Origin of the sequence: Bacillus sp. TL12 (genome assembly GCF_022625245.1) — a bacterium.
Taxonomy (GTDB): Bacteria; Bacillota; Bacilli; order Bacillales; family Bacillaceae_G; genus Bacillus_A.
The window spans coordinates 37,150-52,214 of the sequence record NZ_JAJJBY010000001.1 but is presented as its reverse complement, the minus strand read 5'-3'; the positions used below and the strand labels follow the sequence as shown (position 1 = coordinate 52,214).

The following is a 15,065-nucleotide window of genomic DNA, read 5'->3' as shown; positions in this document are numbered from 1 at the left end:
AATGTGGATTTAGGAGGTTATGAAAATGGCAGAAGTAAAAGAAAAGCGCCATGAAGAACTTGGCTTAAGTGATGAGCAAGTATTAGAAATGTATCGAACAATGTTGCTTGCACGTAAAATCGACGAGCGTATGTGGTTATTAAACCGTGCAGGAAAAATTCCATTCGTAATTTCTTGTCAAGGACAAGAGGCTGCACAAGTAGGCGCAGCGTTTGCACTTGATCGTGAAAAAGACTATGCATTACCATACTACCGTGATATGGGTGTTGTACTAGCATTTGGTATGACAGCAAAAGAGCTTATGCTATCTGGTTTTGCAAAAGCAGGCGATCCGAACTCTGGTGGACGTCAAATGCCAGGTCACTTCGGTCAGAAGAAAAACCGTATTGTGACAGGTTCATCACCAGTTACAACGCAAGTGCCTCATGCAGTAGGTATTGCATTAGCAGGAAAGATGGAAAAGAAAGATTTAGTAACGTTTGTAACATTTGGTGAAGGTTCTTCTAACCAAGGTGACTTCCACGAAGGTGCAAACTTTGCTGGTGTACACAAATTGCCTGTTATTTTTATGTGTGAGAATAACAAATATGCAATTTCTATCCCTGTTGAAAAACAATTAGCATGTAAAAATGTATCAGATCGTGCGATTGGTTATGGTATGCCAGGGTATACAGTAGATGGAAATGATCCACTTGCAGTATATAAAGCTGTAAAAGAAGCAGCAGACCGTGGACGCCGCGGAGAAGGTCCAACTTTAATTGAAACAGTGTCATACCGTTTAACAGCACATTCTAGTGACGATGATGATCGTGTCTATCGTGATAAAGAAGAAGTAGAAGAAGCGAAGAAAAAAGATTCGATCTTTACATTTGCTGCTTACTTAAAAGAGGTTGGCGTGTTAACAGAGGAATCTGAAAAACAAATGTTAGACGAAATTATGCATATCGTAAACGAAGCAACAGAATATGCAGAAAATGCTCCGTATGCAGCACCTGAAGATGCATTGAAGCACGTATACGCAGAATAGGGGGGAACGTTTCATGGCTGTAATGTCTTATATTGACGCAATTACATTAGCGATGCGCGAGGAAATGGAACGCGATGAGAAAGTATTTGTATTAGGAGAAGATGTTGGTAAAAAAGGTGGCGTATTTAAAGCGACAAATGGATTATATGATCAATTTGGTGAGGATCGTGCGCTTGATACACCGCTTGCAGAATCTGCAATTGCCGGGGTAGCAATTGGAGCTGCGATGTATGGAATGCGTCCAATTGCTGAAATGCAATTTGCTGATTTTATTATGCCAGCAGTAAACCAAATTGTTTCTGAGGCAGCAAAAATTCGTTACCGTTCTAACAATGATTGGACTTGCCCAATTACCGTGCGTGCACCATTTGGTGGCGGTGTTCACGGTGCATTGTATCATTCACAATCTGTAGAAGCGATGTTTGCAAACCAACCAGGTTTAAAAATTGTTATCCCTTCTACACCATATGATGCAAAAGGCTTACTAAAAGCAGCAATTCGTGATGAAGATCCAGTATTATTCTTTGAACATAAACGTGCATATCGCTTAATTAAAGGTGAAGTGCCAGAAGATGACTATGTATTACCAATTGGAAAAGCAGATGTAAAACGTGAAGGTGATGATATTACTGTTATCACATACGGATTATGTGTTCACTTTGCTCTTCAAGCAGCTGAGAAGTTAGCGCAAGATGGCATCTCTGCACACATTCTTGATTTACGTACTGTATATCCATTAGATAAAGAAGCAATTATTGAAGCTGCTTCAAAAACTGGTAAAGTTCTTCTTGTAACAGAAGATAATAAAGAAGGAAGCATTATGAGTGAAGTAGCAGCAATTATCGCTGAAAATTGCCTGTTTGATTTAGATGCACCAATTGCACGTCTTGCAGGTCCAGACGTTCCAGCAATGCCATATGCACCAACAATGGAAAAATTCTTTATGGTAAATCCAGATAAAGTTGAAAAAGCAATGCGTGAACTTGCGGAATTTTAATCGGGGGGACTATACATGGCTGTAGAAAATATTACAATGCCTCAGCTCGGGGAGAGCGTTACAGAAGGTACAATTAGTAAATGGCTCGTTAATGTTGGCGATCACGTAAATAAATATGATCCGCTTGCAGAAGTAATGACTGATAAAGTAAATGCCGAAGTACCATCTTCTTTCACTGGTATTGTGAAAGAGTTAATCGCTGGTGAAGGTGATACGTTAGCTGTAGGTGAGGTTGTTTGTGTCATTCAAGTAGAAGGCGCAGATGAAGTAGCTGCGACAGCTGTAGAAGAGAAAACAAAAGAGGAACCAAAAGTAGAAACTGCTCCGGCTGAAAAAGCACCAAAAGTGAAGCCACCAACTGATGGTAAACCACGTTTCTCACCAGCTGTATTAAAACTTGCAGGTGAACATAATATTGATTTAGATGCAGTAGAAGGTACGGGGACAAATGGCCGTATTACGCGTAAAGATATTTTAAAGCTAGTTGAGTCTGGCAATATCCCAGTTGTTGGTGCAAAGAAAGAAGAAGCACCTGTCTCTGTACCAACAATGCAGGAAACAACAAAATCAGTTACGACAGCACCGGTAGCACAAAAAGCAGAAGCGGCAAAACCAGTGTCTGTACCGACTGTACCTGGGGATATCGAAATTCCAGTGACTGGTGTGCGTAAAGCAATCGCTGCAAATATGCTACGTAGTAAACATGAAGCACCACATGCATGGATGATGATTGAAGTAGATGTAACAAACCTTGTATCATACCGTAATTCAATTAAAGGTGAGTTCAAAAAACGTGAAGGCTTCAACTTAACGTTCTTTGCATTCTTCGTAAAAGCAGTTGCACAAGCATTAAAAGAATACCCACAAATTAATTCAATGTGGGCTGGCGATAAAATCGTTCAGAAAAAAGATATTAACCTTTCTATCGCTGTTGCAACAGAAAGTGAACTCTTTGTACCAGTTATTAAACAAGCGGACGAGAAAACAATTAAAGGTATCGCTCGTGAAATTACAGAACTTGCAGGGAAAGTACGCACGAAATCATTAAAAGCGGACGAAATGCAGGGCGGTACATTCACAATTAATAACACAGGATCATTTGGTTCAGTTCAATCGATGGGTATTATTAACCATCCACAAGCAGCTATTTTACAAGTAGAATCTATTGTAAAACGTCCGGTGATTATGGATAACGGTATGTTTGGTGCACGCGATATGGTTAACTTATGTTTATCATTAGACCATCGTGTATTGGATGGCTTAATTTGTGGTAAGTTCTTAGGACGTGTAAAAGAAATTCTTGAAAATGTATCAGCGGATAATACATCTGTATATTAATAAAAAAGCTCGCGTTTGCGAGCTTTTTTTATATTCTCTAAAAGACCAGTTCTCTCCGCTATTTCCCTCAATAAAATATTTTTCAGTAATCTGACAATGGACTACAATGTATTATGAATTTATAAAAATACATTGCTGCTATATTGTATATGGATATACAATAAGAAAAGAATGCTTTTTTGGCAAATCTTACTGATGAAACTGCAGTATAATGTATTGTATTGTTTGAAAAAGAAAGTTATTCTATATAAGTATTTTATCGATTAATGTGCAATCAGTCGTCAAAACATAAAGAATGTTGACTCCTGGTTTTTTATTTTGCCGTAATAATGTTTCAGGAGGATGTCATGAAGAGAAGTACCGAGTTTCTAAAGAGTTTAGATGTTAAGTTAATTTTGATTCTATGTATATTATGCGTCACGAGTATAGTTGCCATATACAGTAGTCAACAAACCGGGCAATACGGAGATTCAAACTTTGCAATGAAACAGGGGATTAATTATGTAATTGGTATTGTGTTATTACTACTTGTTGCAAGTATTGATTTAGATCAATTGCAAAAATTAGCGTGGCCATTTTATATTGTTGGATTTGCTTCAATTATAATACTTAAAATCTCACCGTTTAAAGCGCTAACGCCTGAAATATTAGGGGCAAAAAGATGGTTTAGGGTCCCAGTTCTTGGGGCCATCCAGCCATCGGAGTTTTTTAAAATTGCATTGCTTATTTTAATTGCGAGTTTAGCAGTGAAACATAATGAAAAATATATGATACGAACATTTCAAACCGATTTAATCTTAATAGGTAAAATTATTTTAGTGTCGATTCCACCAGCGTTACTTGTATATAGCCAGCCTGATACAGGGATGGTTTTCTTATACGCTGCAGGAATTGCATGTATTTTGTTTATGTCAGGTATTCAAAAGAAATTAATTGCATTATGTACAGTCATTCCTGTGACTGTATTATCTACGCTAATCTTTATATATGTAAAATATCCAGACATATTTTTTAACAAGTTAGTTACTCTGTTAAAGCCACATCAACAATCACGTATTTTAGGTTGGTTAGATCCATTTGAACATGCAGATCAAGGGTACCAAACCCAGCAATCTATTTTAGCAGTAGGTAGTGGGGGAATGGACGGAAAAGGATTTGGATATGGAAACGTCTATATTCCAGAAAAACATACGGATTTTATTTTCGCTACGATTGCTGAAGAAGGTGGATTTTTAATAGCTGCTTTTATTGTGTTTATGTTCCTTCTTCTTCTTTACCGTACAATTATAATTGGGTATTCAGCAGATAACTTGTTCGGTACATTATTATGTGCGGGTGTAATTGGTGTTTTGACACTCCAAATCTTCCAAAACGTTGGTATGATTGTTGGATTAATGCCAGTAAAAGGGATTGCGCTTCCGTTTTTATCATATGGAGGAAGTTCTTTGTTTTCCAATATGATGATGATGGGGCTTGTATTGTCGGTACGAAAAACGTATAAAAAGTATATGTTCTCAGTTGATTAAATCCGATTCATAGATAAAAAAGCTGATTCGTTCTTATGCGAATCAGCTTTTTACATATCAAACTGAAAAATCGATTGTTAGGTAGGAGAGAGCATCCGACCATGCGTAGAAAGGTTTAGCTCCAGCATTATACCAAATGAATCTATTAAAAAAAGTAAATAATAAACGCATTTTACCATTTCTTGCATATGATACAATAGTGTGGACAACGAAATAAAAAAAGAAGGGTTTGTTTCGATGGGATATGTAGAAGAATTACGAAAAGTAGTTGGTCATCGCCCTTTAATTTTGGTTGGTGCTGTTGTTCTCGTATTGAATGAAGATGGACATGTTTTGCTGCAACAACGAACAGAACCGTATGGGAAATGGGGTTTGCTTGGCGGCTTAATGGAGCTTGGCGAATCACCAGAAGAAACAGCTTACCGCGAAGTGTATGAAGAAGCAGGGATTCATGTGAAGAATTTAAAGCTCATTAATGTATTTTCTGGTGCAAATTACTTTACAAAATTAGCGAACGGTGATGAGTTTCAATCTGTGACGACTGCTTATTATACAAATGAGTATGAAGGAGCACTATCTGTGAATAAAGAAGAAGCAGTCCAGCTCAAATTCTTTTCAATAACAGAACTACCGGATTATATTGTAGGATCACATAAAAAAATGATTGAAGCATATGAGAAGATAGAAAAAGGAAGTAGAAATACGATATAATGGATATAGAGATACAAAAGCACGTCTTAGAATTTGCTCTAAGACGTGTTTTCTTTTATGCAAGTAAGTTTACTTGTATTTCTGAAATGGATACTGGTAAGATACAAATAGATAGATCTAGAGGAGGGAAAACCTTGATTAACTTTAACTTTTTTATGAATGACGTTGTTCGTCAAGCACGTGAGGAAATCGTAGCTGCCGGTTATACAGAATTAACAACACCAGAAGCAGTGGAGGAAGCATTTAAGAAAGATGGCACAACACTTGTAATGGTAAACTCAGTATGTGGTTGTGCAGGTGGTATTGCTCGTCCTGCTGCTGCGCATTCTGTACATTATGATAAACGCCCAGATCACCTTGTTACAGTATTTGCAGGACAAGATAAAGAGGCGACAGCTCGCGCACGTGAATATTTTGAAGGATATCCACCATCTTCTCCATCGTTCGCATTATTAAAAGATGGAAAGATTGTAACGATGGTTGAACGTCACGAAATTGAAGGACATGACCCAATGCAAGTTATTGCAAAATTACAATCGTATTTTGAAGAGAATTGTGAAGAGCTATAATAAGGCGATAAAAACGGTATGTACACTGATAAGTGCACATACCGTTTTTTTTATTTGTTTTATTTACTAGTAGATGAAATTGAAAATATTTGTTTTTAATCATTTATAATGAGGAAGGATATACATAAAAATCATTATTTATACAATATTTTATACATCTAATAATTGATAATCACTGTTTTCAAGGAATTTATAATTTATTTTTATTTTGATAGTTGCATAAAAATAAAAACACTGCTACAATACAAACATCGAATAGAAATTCTATAAAACTTTTAAATATACATTATTAGGGGGAAGAAATATGAAGAAGTTATTATCAATTTCATTTGCACTTATTTTAATCGTAAGTATGTTTAGTGCTTGTAGTAAGGGAGAAACAAAGGAATCGAATACGAAGAAAGATAAGAAAGTACTCGTGATGGGTACTTCAGCAGACTATAAACCTTATGAATATGTGGAAGCTTCAAAGAGTGATGAAATTATCGGGTTTGATGTAGATATTGCAAAGTATATTGGAAAAGAACTTGGTTATGAAGTGAAAATAAAAGATATGGATTTTGGGGGATTATTAGCATCTCTTAACTCAGGAAAAGTTGATTTTGTGATGGCAGGTATGACACCAACTCCAGATCGTAAGAAGAATGCGGATTTTACAGATATATATTTTGTTGCTAAAAATATGATCGTTTCGAAAAAGGATTCTGGTATCCAATCATTACAAGATTTAAAAGATAAAAAAGTAGGAGTACAAACAGGTTCTATTCAAGAGGAAAAAGCAGAGGACTTCCAAAAACAAGTGAAATTCGAGGCGCAAGGTCGTGACCGTATCCCAGAAATCGTGCAAGAAATTCAAGCTGGACGTTTTGATGCTGCTATTTTAGAAGATACAGTTGCTAAAAATTATTTAGAAAAAATGAAAGGTTTACAAGGAATTGAAATTCCGGAAGCACCAGAAGAGGTGGGGGCAGCAATCGCTCTTCCGAAAAATAGTGATAAAACAGCGGAGTTTAATAAAGTAATCAAGAAAATGCAAGAGAATGGTGAAATGGATAAATTAGTGAAGAAATGGTTTGGCAGCGGGAAGTAAGCTGCCTTTCTATTTTCTGTGAGAGGAAGGACAACAAATGAACTTAGATTTTTCGGCAATTACTCCGTCGATACCATATATATTAAAGGGCTTAGAAGTTACCCTGAAAATTGTAGCAGTATCTGCTTTAGCTGGTTTTGTGTTAGGAACGTTATTAGCACTTTGCAAAATTGCTAGAATAAAGGTATTAAATATCGCCGCTGATTTATATACATCGATATTTCGTGGTACACCGCTCGTCTTGCAATTAATGATTATTTATTTCGGTGTTCCGCAAATGATTGGATATGATATACCTGCATTTTTAGCAGCGGTACTTGCATTTAGCTTAAATTCGGGTGCATATATGTCAGAGATCATTCGTGCAGGTATTCAAGCTGTTGATAAAGGACAGACAGAAGCTGCGATGGCATTAGGTGTTCCATATGGAAAAATGATGAGAAATATTATTTTGCCACAAGCACTAAAAAATATATTACCAGCGCTTGTGAATGAATTTGCAACACTTACGAAAGAATCGGCTGTAGTGACAGTAATTGGTGCTACAGACTTAATGCGTCGTGCTTATATTGTAGGCGGTGAAACGTTTAAATATCTTGAACCGCTATTATTTGTTGGACTTGTTTATTATATATTAGTAATTATTCTTACATTTGTTGGGAAGGCGATTGAAGGGAGAATGAAGAAAAGTGATTAAAATTGAAAACCTTCATAAATCATTTGGACAAAATGAAGTATTAAAAGGAATTACGACAACAATTGAAAAGGGAGAAGTTGTTGCGATTGTTGGACCATCTGGATCGGGGAAATCAACATTTTTACGTTGTATGAATGTATTAGAAACACCCTCAAGTGGTAACATTTGGATTGGGAATGAAGAAGTAACGAATCCAAAAACAAACATTATGAGCGTTCGTGAAAATGTTGGAATGGTGTTCCAACATTTTCACCTATTCCCTCACATGACAGTTTTAGAAAATATTATGTATGCACCGGTAAATGTAAAAGGAGTGGCAAAACAAGAAGCGGAGAAAAAAGCGAAGGAGCTCCTTGAAAAAGTAGGATTACTCGAGAAAAAGGGCGCGTATCCAAATCGTCTTTCAGGAGGGCAAAAGCAGCGTGTAGCAATTGCCAGAGCTTTGGCGATGGAACCGGAAGTTATGCTTTTTGATGAACCGACATCGGCACTTGATCCTGAAATGGTAAAAGAAGTATTGGAAGTAATGAAATCTTTAGTAACTACAGGAATGACGATGGCTATTGTAACGCATGAAATGGGATTTGCAAAAGAAGTAGCTGATCGTGTGCTCTTTTTAGATGGTGGAAAGCTTGTTGAAGATGCAAGCCCAGAACAGTTTTTTTCAGAACCAAAAAGTAAACGTGCACAAGAATTTTTACAAAAAATATTGTAACATGTAAAAGTTACGTGAATAATAAGGAGAAAAGGATGACAGTTTGTCATCCTTTTTTTATACTTATCGTAACTACGTTTATACATATATAAAGTGAAACTTTAATCAGTGGGGGTTTTCTTCATCCCCCACTGATTATTAGTTGAACCAATCGGGCTTTTACGGGCAGTTGATCTCCCACCTAACTTCTTTGCTCCCGCCGAATTTTGAGGTGGGAGTATTACTGCCCGTTAATGCGGGATAAATACAGATTGAAAACCTAGCATAAAACCTTTCCTTTTAGGTGGAAGAGAGGATCCGACCATGCATAGAAGCGGTCAGTACCTGTTTTAGCCCCATGCCAAGTGAAAACAAAGGGAGAAAATGAGTGCAGGATTCTTTTTTGTTTTCATAGCCGGGACTTGTATATCGGAAAATCAAAATGAGTATATATAGGAGTAATGATATGTTTAAAATTGGATATCGTACAGTGAAAACAGCAGTGGGAACAGGTGCGGCAGTTTTTATTGCACAGCTATTTGGTTTAGAATTTTATAGCTCTGCGGGGATTCTTGTTATTTTGTGTGTGCAAAATACAAAACGAAAATCGCTTCAAGCATCTTTGCATCGGTTTTTAGCTTGCTTATTATCGATGGTATTCTCGTTTTGTATTTTTGAAACAATTGGTTATACACCGCTTGCAATTAGTTTGTTATTACTTACTTTTATCCCGACCGCCGTTATGCTTAAAATTCAAGAAGGAATTGTTACAAGTTCCGTTATTGTCATGCATTTGTATTCATTAAAACAGATTACGTGGTCAGCGATTGAAAATGAAATTGCAATTTTAACAATTGGCATTAGTGTGGCTTTATTAGTAAATATGTATATGCCAAGTGTGGAAAAGGAATTAAAAGGCTATCAGGAAAAAGTAGAATGGAATTTTAAAACCATTTTATTCGAGATGGCTGTATATTTACGAAACAGGGATAGTACATGGTCTGGGAAAGAACTAATTGAAACAGAGGATATTTTGAAGGAAGCAAAAGAGTTATCTTTTAAAAAACTTGAAAATCAATTTATGCGAGAAGATGATTATTATTATCGATATTTTGATATGCGTATGCAACAATTTGAAATTTTAGAGCGGATTATGCCTCTCGCCGCTTCGTTATCGTGGTCATATGAGCAGGCAGGTATGATTGCGGAAGTAATTGAAAATGTGGGGACTTCGATTCGTCCTGAAAGTACGGGGCTTATTTCACTTAGACAATTACAAGAAATGCGAGAGATTTTTAGAGAAATGCCACTTCCTGAGACTCGTGAAGAATTTGAAATGCGTGCGAAGCTCGTTCAACTTGTTTATGAAATGGAGCAATATTTACTCATTAAAAGTCGGTTTAAGGGGAAGGATAATGTGAAAGAACTTATATAAATCCAAATAAAAAACAACATCAAACCATTCTTTTTAGGTGGGCGAGAGGATCCGGCCATGCATAGAAGCGGTCAGTGCTTTTTTAGCCCCATGCTGTGTGAAAACAAAAAGAGTAAATAAGTGGAGAACTGTTTTTGTTTTCATAGCCACAGCTACTATGTCGAAAAATCAAAATGGATTTATATAGAGAGGGAAGGAATGGGTTATGTCGTATTTTCTGTCCTTGTTATTATGTTTTTCTCTTTCACCGATTTGGCCTCTTGGAGATAACCCGCGGGTCGGAGATCCATTTATTATTGTAAATAAGCAGACGAATAAGCTTGCTTACATTAATGATGGAAAAATCCAAAAAATCTTTCCTGTAGCGACAGGGAAAACAAATGAATTAACGCCAGAAGGGACATTTGATGTTGTAATGAAAGCAAAAAATCCTTATTATATTGCAAAGAATATCCCTGGTGGATCGCCTAAAAATCCCCTTGGATCTAGATGGATAGGGTTTAACGCGCGGGGGACTGATGGGAGTAAATATGGTATCCATGGCACAAATCAGCCAAGTTCAATTGGAAAATATATTTCGCAAGGGTGTATTCGGATGAAGAAACAAGATGTGGAGTATTTATTTGATCGTATTCCGATTGGAACAAAAGTGTCGATTGTGAAATCAAAAAAAACGTTCCAGCAACTTGCGAAAGAAAAAGGGGCTATCGCTTATGAAAAGGTCAACCTACAAGTTGGCTTTTTCTTTTCTTCTACGATGTCTTGACATGTGTACATAACCATGCGTTAATGAGAATATACAAAGATAATAGGAAAAGGGGTTGCTTATATGTACTTGAATCCAAGGCTTTCTTATATGCAATTTTGTATTGGTTTTCTATTCGTTGTTACCTTCATATTGGCAACTTTTAATATATGTTCTTTTCTCGTATCTATTGTATTCATGGCACTTCTGAATGTAACCTTTGTTATAGGAGCGTTTCAGCAGAAACATTATACAAGCTTTGTTATGGCACTTGTGATGGCTTTTTCATTTATTATCGTAGCGATTGTACTAATAAAATAAAATACATATGATTCATTAAAATAATGGTGATTGAGCAGGCTGTTTATTTTCTATTCAGGAGAATAAACAGCCTGTTTGCATATACATAGGAAATAAAAAAAGACGAGCAATTCGTCCTTTTTACCAAAACATACTTGCTCCAGTAAGCAAGGTTGTTACAAGCATGGAAATTAGCATAACGTAAATCATAACTTTTTGTGCTTTTTTATTCATAATGGGCCTCCTTGCAATTATTACAACTTTATTGTAACGAGAAAAGAAAGTATGGACAAGGGGAGAGGGAGGACAAAATTCGAGAAGTGTATATAAAATAGAACAGGAAAATTCAAAGTGCATAGAGAATATAAAGGGGTGGGACACAAGTTTTTTCGGTGCCTTTAAAAAGGGTTACAAGATGAAGAATGGAGATACGATGATGAAAATATATGAAACAGAGCGGTTGCAGTTAAGGGGAATCGATGAGTCGTATGCAGAGCAAGTTCTTCAATATTACGACAAAAATCGTGAATTTTTAAAGGCGTGGGAAGAATATCGACCAGATGATTTTTTTACACTAGACTATCAAAAGAGAAGATTACTAAAAGATAGAAAGGAGTTTAAGGAAGGGAAAATTATCCGATTATGGATTTTTAAAAAAGGCGATAATACAAATATTATCGGTTGTATTTCTTTCAATTTAATTGTTCGTGGAATTTATCAGTCCTGTGTTCTTGGATATAAATTAGATAAAGATGAATTAAATAAAGGGTATACGACAGAAGCGCTTAGAAAAGCAATTGGAGTGGCTTTTCAAGAATTTCGTTTACACCGCATTGAAGCTCCAATTATGCCACGTAATTTAGCATCTATACAAGTTGTAACGAAAATTGGCTTTCAATATGAAGGGGTATCTCGGAAAATGTTAATGGTAAATGGAGTTTGGGAAGATCATATGCGTTGGGTGCTTTTAAATGAGTAGAAGTAAGCGGATGGTTATCTAGATGTGTGAACCATCTGTTTTTTGTCTTGTATTTCGAAACTTTTGCGGAATTCTGTTATAATGAATGTTGTTACATACATAATGGTAGTGCAGGAGGCGCAGTCTTATGATTAATCAAGAACGTTTAGTAAATGAATTTATGGAACTTGTACAAGTAGATTCTGAAACAAAATTTGAAGCTGAAATCTGCAAAGTGTTAACAGAAAAGTTTACTGCTTTAGGTGTTGAAGTATTCGAAGATGACACAATGGGTGTAACTGGACACGGCGCAGGTAACTTAATTTGTACGTTACCTGCGACAAAAGAAGGTGTAGACACAATCTACTTCACTTCTCATATGGACACAGTAGTTCCTGGTAAAGGAATTAAGCCTTCTATTAAAGATGGGTATATTGTATCTGATGGTACTACAATTTTAGGGTCAGATGATAAAGCTGGATTAGCATCTATGTTTGAAGCAATTCGCGTTTTAAAAGAAAAGAATATTCCTCATGGGAAAATTGAATTCATTATTACAGTAGGTGAAGAGTCAGGTCTTGTTGGTGCGAAAGCATTAGATCGTGAACGTATTACAGCAAAATATGGCTATGCATTAGATAGTGATGGCAAAGTTGGTGAGATCGTAGTTGCAGCACCAACGCAAGCGAAAGTAAATGCGATTATTCGCGGGAAAACAGCTCACGCTGGTGTAGCACCAGAAAAAGGTATATCTGCAATTACAATCGCAGCAAAAGCAATTGCAAAAATGCCACTTGGTCGTATTGATTCTGAAACAACTGCAAATATCGGTCGTTTCGAAGGTGGTACACAAACAAATATCGTTTGTGACCATGTGCAAATTTTCGCAGAAGCTCGCTCTTTAGTAGATGAAAAAATGCAAGAACAAGTTGCAAAAATGAAAGAAGCATTTGAAACAACTGCAAAAGAAATGGGCGGTCAAGCAGATGTTGAAGTAAAAGTTATGTACCCAGGGTTTAAATTTGCAGATGGCAATCATGTTGTAGAGGTTGCAAAACGTGCTGCTGAAAAAATTGGTCGTACGCCTTCTCTTCACCAAAGTGGTGGCGGAAGTGATGCAAACGTAATTGCAGGGCACGGTATTCCAACGGTAAACTTAGCAGTTGGATATGAGGAAATTCATACAACAAATGAGAAGATTCCTGTTGAGGAATTAGCGAAAACAGCTGAACTAGTTGTGGCAATTGTTGAGGAAGTAGCGAAATAATTGTAAGAAAACTAAAAGAGCGTGTAGCCTGTAGAAGGTTACATGCTCTTTTTCATTTTGATTCAATTGCTTTCACAAGGCGAATGAGCCAATAGAGAAAAATCCATGGGAGTATATATGTTGTTGCGACGTGTACTACGTGAGGGAGAAGTTCAGCGGAATTAATATTGAAAATTGGAAGTAACAAATAATTAATAGCAATAATTAATATAATGACTAGAAATGTTTGATTAAGTTTACTATGATTTTTCATATCACCCTCTCCTTTACATAATTATCCATTATTAATTTCAGTAGATCAAAAATATGATAGGAAAAACATGGTTTTTGTAATAGGGAAGTTTCACTGTTTTCTTTAATTTGATATAATGAAAGGAACAAATGTTCTTGGTTGGGGGAGAAATATGAGAGAAATGTATCCGAAAAACGGTCGTGTCATCTTGCATGTGGATATGAATTGTTTCTTTGCATCAGTTGAAATTGCACATGACCCATCGTTAGAAGGGAAGCCGTTAGCAATTGCAGGAAATGAAAAAGAGCGAAAGGGAATCATTGTAACGTGCAGTTATGAAGCAAGGGAATACGGAGTGCGGACAACAATGCTACTTTGGGAAGCGAAGCGGTTATGCCCAGAGTTAGTTGTAAAGCATCCGAATTTTAAATTATATCGCGAAGCCTCATTTCAAATGTTTCAAATTCTTTCACGCTTTACTGAAAAGATACAGCCAGTTTCTATAGACGAAGGTTATTTAGATATAACAGATTGTTACGGATTAGGTTCGCCTCTCGAGGTTGCTAAAATAATCCAACAAGCGTTATTAACAGAATTACAGTTGCCATGCAGCATTGGAATAGCGCCAAACCTCTTTCTAGCGAAGACTGCGTCGGATATGAAAAAACCGCTCGGCATTACAGTATTTCGAAAACGAGATATTCAGGAATTACTTTGGCCACGTCCTGTTGAAGCGATGCATGGAATTGGTGAGAAAACTGCGGAAAAATTAAAAGAAATCCACATACATACCATTGAACAGTTGGCAAAGGAAGAAGAACATGTGATACGTACGAAAATAGGAAAGCATGGCGTTGATTTACAAAAACGAGCAAAAGGCATGGATGATAGAGAAGTTGATCCAAATCAAATGGGGCAACATAAAAGCATTGGGAATTCCACAACATTCTCAAAAGATATGGATGAAGAGAAAGAATTGCTCGATATGTTAGAGCGATTATCGAAATCGGTTAGTAAAAGATTACAAAAACGTACCCTTGTCAGCTATAACATTCAAATTATGATCAAATACTATGATCGGCGTACAATAACACGAAGTAAACAATTAAAAAATGCAATTTGGCAAGAGCATGACATCTTTCAAGCAGCTTCACGTTTGTGGAAACAACATTGGGATGGAGATCCGATTAGGTTGCTTGGTGTTACAGCTACTGAATTAGAGTGGAAGACAGAATCAATGAAGCAACTGGATTTATTTTCATTTGAAGAAGATGCGAAAGAAGAGCCACTGTTAACTGTAATTGATCAGATCAATGATAAATATGGGGCTCCTATGTTACAAAGAGGAAGTCAGCTATTTCGAAACCAGGAAAAATCATTTCAGCAGAAATTAGAAAATAAATTTATGTAAAAGGTGTCATGATACTGAATTATCATGGCACCTTTTATGTTTAGTTAGCTTGTAAATCGAATGAAGTT

17 protein-coding genes are annotated in these 15,065 nt (G+C 36.5%); 15 read left to right on the top strand and 2 right to left on the bottom strand.

Features of this window, described 5'->3' with window-relative positions; genetic code table 11:
- The first annotated feature begins 25 nt into the window (after positions 1-25).
- From bfmBAA to LOK41_RS00245, 12 genes are all read left to right on the top strand, one after another.
- Complete coding sequence (gene bfmBAA / locus LOK41_RS00300; RefSeq protein ID WP_017150928.1) at positions 26-1,027, top strand: 3-methyl-2-oxobutanoate dehydrogenase subunit alpha; 1,002 nt, start codon at positions 26-28, stop codon at positions 1,025-1,027.
- A gap of 13 nt (positions 1,028-1,040) precedes the next feature.
- A complete protein-coding gene (gene bfmBAB, locus LOK41_RS00295) occupies positions 1,041-2,024 on the top strand; it encodes a 3-methyl-2-oxobutanoate dehydrogenase subunit beta (RefSeq protein WP_098490143.1) in 984 nt (327 codons plus the stop codon).
- Positions 2,025-2,039: 15 nt separating this feature from the next.
- Positions 2,040-3,362, top strand: coding sequence for a dihydrolipoamide acetyltransferase family protein (locus LOK41_RS00290; RefSeq protein ID WP_241814712.1), 1,323 nt, complete (start codon positions 2,040-2,042; stop codon positions 3,360-3,362).
- A 347-nt stretch (positions 3,363-3,709) separates the two neighbouring features.
- On the top strand, positions 3,710-4,888 hold the full coding sequence (locus tag LOK41_RS00285) for an FtsW/RodA/SpoVE family cell cycle protein (RefSeq protein WP_241814711.1): 1,179 nt from the start codon (positions 3,710-3,712) through the stop codon (positions 4,886-4,888).
- Between the two features lie 237 nt (positions 4,889-5,125).
- A complete protein-coding gene (locus LOK41_RS00280; RefSeq protein ID WP_217447875.1) occupies positions 5,126-5,599 on the top strand; it encodes an NUDIX hydrolase in 474 nt (157 codons plus the stop codon).
- Positions 5,600-5,754: 155 nt separating this feature from the next.
- Positions 5,755-6,168, top strand: coding sequence for a BrxA/BrxB family bacilliredoxin (locus LOK41_RS00275; RefSeq protein WP_241814925.1), 414 nt, complete (start codon positions 5,755-5,757; stop codon positions 6,166-6,168).
- Positions 6,169-6,472: 304 nt separating this feature from the next.
- Positions 6,473-7,258 carry a transporter substrate-binding domain-containing protein gene (locus LOK41_RS00270; protein WP_241814710.1) on the top strand — a complete coding sequence of 262 codons (786 nt, stop codon included), beginning with the start codon at positions 6,473-6,475 and terminating at the stop codon, positions 7,256-7,258.
- A gap of 37 nt (positions 7,259-7,295) precedes the next feature.
- Positions 7,296-7,955 (top strand): amino acid ABC transporter permease, encoded by a 660-nt coding sequence (locus LOK41_RS00265; protein ID WP_241814709.1) that lies wholly within the window; start codon positions 7,296-7,298, stop codon positions 7,953-7,955.
- Entirely contained in the window at positions 7,948-8,670 is a 723-nt protein-coding gene (locus tag LOK41_RS00260; RefSeq protein ID WP_241814708.1) for an amino acid ABC transporter ATP-binding protein, read from the top strand. The genes LOK41_RS00265 and LOK41_RS00260 overlap by 8 nt, the downstream gene beginning before the upstream one ends.
- A gap of 445 nt (positions 8,671-9,115) precedes the next feature.
- Positions 9,116-10,084, top strand: a complete 969-nt coding sequence (locus tag LOK41_RS00255) for an aromatic acid exporter family protein (RefSeq protein WP_241814707.1) — start codon at positions 9,116-9,118, stop codon at positions 10,082-10,084.
- A gap of 205 nt (positions 10,085-10,289) precedes the next feature.
- A complete protein-coding gene (locus LOK41_RS00250; protein WP_241814706.1) occupies positions 10,290-10,850 on the top strand; it encodes a L,D-transpeptidase in 561 nt (186 codons plus the stop codon).
- 63 nt (positions 10,851-10,913) lie between these two features.
- A complete protein-coding gene (locus tag LOK41_RS00245) occupies positions 10,914-11,150 on the top strand; it encodes a DUF3894 domain-containing protein (RefSeq protein WP_241814704.1) in 237 nt (78 codons plus the stop codon).
- Between the two features lie 120 nt (positions 11,151-11,270).
- Here the strand turns inward: LOK41_RS00245 and prli42 are convergent, their stop codons facing one another.
- Positions 11,271-11,363 (bottom strand): stressosome-associated protein Prli42, encoded by a 93-nt coding sequence (prli42, locus tag LOK41_RS00240; protein WP_018780796.1) that lies wholly within the window; start codon positions 11,361-11,363, stop codon positions 11,271-11,273.
- 199 nt (positions 11,364-11,562) lie between these two features.
- Between prli42 and LOK41_RS00235 the strand changes: the two genes are divergently transcribed.
- Both LOK41_RS00235 and LOK41_RS00230 read left to right on the top strand, forming a co-directional pair.
- Positions 11,563-12,108, top strand: a complete 546-nt coding sequence (locus LOK41_RS00235) for a GNAT family N-acetyltransferase (protein ID WP_241814924.1) — start codon at positions 11,563-11,565, stop codon at positions 12,106-12,108.
- Between the two features lie 127 nt (positions 12,109-12,235).
- Complete coding sequence (locus LOK41_RS00230) at positions 12,236-13,354, top strand: tripeptidase T (RefSeq protein ID WP_241814702.1); 1,119 nt, start codon at positions 12,236-12,238, stop codon at positions 13,352-13,354.
- Between the two features lie 52 nt (positions 13,355-13,406).
- Here LOK41_RS00230 and LOK41_RS00225 read toward each other — a convergent pair whose 3' ends face one another.
- Entirely contained in the window at positions 13,407-13,607 is a 201-nt protein-coding gene (locus tag LOK41_RS00225) for a hypothetical protein (protein WP_241814699.1), read from the bottom strand.
- A gap of 151 nt (positions 13,608-13,758) precedes the next feature.
- Between LOK41_RS00225 and LOK41_RS00220 the strand changes: the two genes are divergently transcribed.
- Positions 13,759-14,997 carry a DNA polymerase IV gene (locus LOK41_RS00220; RefSeq protein ID WP_241814697.1) on the top strand — a complete coding sequence of 413 codons (1,239 nt, stop codon included), beginning with the start codon at positions 13,759-13,761 and terminating at the stop codon, positions 14,995-14,997.
- Positions 14,998-15,065: the final 68 nt, after the last annotated feature.

What these genes read in the sequence shown, in the direction of transcription:
- bfmBAA (WP_017150928.1), top strand. Translation starts at nt 26, where the DNA reads ATGGCAGAAGTAAAAGAAAAGCGCCATGAAGAACTTGGCTTAAGTGAT.
- bfmBAB (WP_098490143.1), top strand. Translation starts at nt 1,041, where the DNA reads ATGGCTGTAATGTCTTATATTGACGCAATTACATTAGCGATGCGCGAG.
- LOK41_RS00290 (WP_241814712.1), top strand. Translation starts at nt 2,040, where the DNA reads ATGGCTGTAGAAAATATTACAATGCCTCAGCTCGGGGAGAGCGTTACA.
- LOK41_RS00285 (WP_241814711.1), top strand. Translation starts at nt 3,710, where the DNA reads ATGAAGAGAAGTACCGAGTTTCTAAAGAGTTTAGATGTTAAGTTAATT.
- LOK41_RS00280 (WP_217447875.1), top strand. Translation starts at nt 5,126, where the DNA reads ATGGGATATGTAGAAGAATTACGAAAAGTAGTTGGTCATCGCCCTTTA.
- LOK41_RS00275 (WP_241814925.1), top strand. Translation starts at nt 5,755, where the DNA reads ATGAATGACGTTGTTCGTCAAGCACGTGAGGAAATCGTAGCTGCCGGT.
- LOK41_RS00270 (WP_241814710.1), top strand. Translation starts at nt 6,473, where the DNA reads ATGAAGAAGTTATTATCAATTTCATTTGCACTTATTTTAATCGTAAGT.
- LOK41_RS00265 (WP_241814709.1), top strand. Translation starts at nt 7,296, where the DNA reads ATGAACTTAGATTTTTCGGCAATTACTCCGTCGATACCATATATATTA.
- LOK41_RS00255 (WP_241814707.1), top strand. Translation starts at nt 9,116, where the DNA reads ATGTTTAAAATTGGATATCGTACAGTGAAAACAGCAGTGGGAACAGGT.
- LOK41_RS00250 (WP_241814706.1), top strand. Translation starts at nt 10,290, where the DNA reads ATGTCGTATTTTCTGTCCTTGTTATTATGTTTTTCTCTTTCACCGATT.
- LOK41_RS00245 (WP_241814704.1), top strand. Translation starts at nt 10,914, where the DNA reads ATGTACTTGAATCCAAGGCTTTCTTATATGCAATTTTGTATTGGTTTT.
- prli42 (WP_018780796.1), bottom strand. Translation starts at nt 11,363, where the DNA reads ATGAATAAAAAAGCACAAAAAGTTATGATTTACGTTATGCTAATTTCC.
- LOK41_RS00235 (WP_241814924.1), top strand. Translation starts at nt 11,563, where the DNA reads ATGATGAAAATATATGAAACAGAGCGGTTGCAGTTAAGGGGAATCGAT.
- LOK41_RS00230 (WP_241814702.1), top strand. Translation starts at nt 12,236, where the DNA reads ATGATTAATCAAGAACGTTTAGTAAATGAATTTATGGAACTTGTACAA.
- LOK41_RS00225 (WP_241814699.1), bottom strand. Translation starts at nt 13,607, where the DNA reads ATGAAAAATCATAGTAAACTTAATCAAACATTTCTAGTCATTATATTA.
- LOK41_RS00220 (WP_241814697.1), top strand. Translation starts at nt 13,759, where the DNA reads ATGAGAGAAATGTATCCGAAAAACGGTCGTGTCATCTTGCATGTGGAT.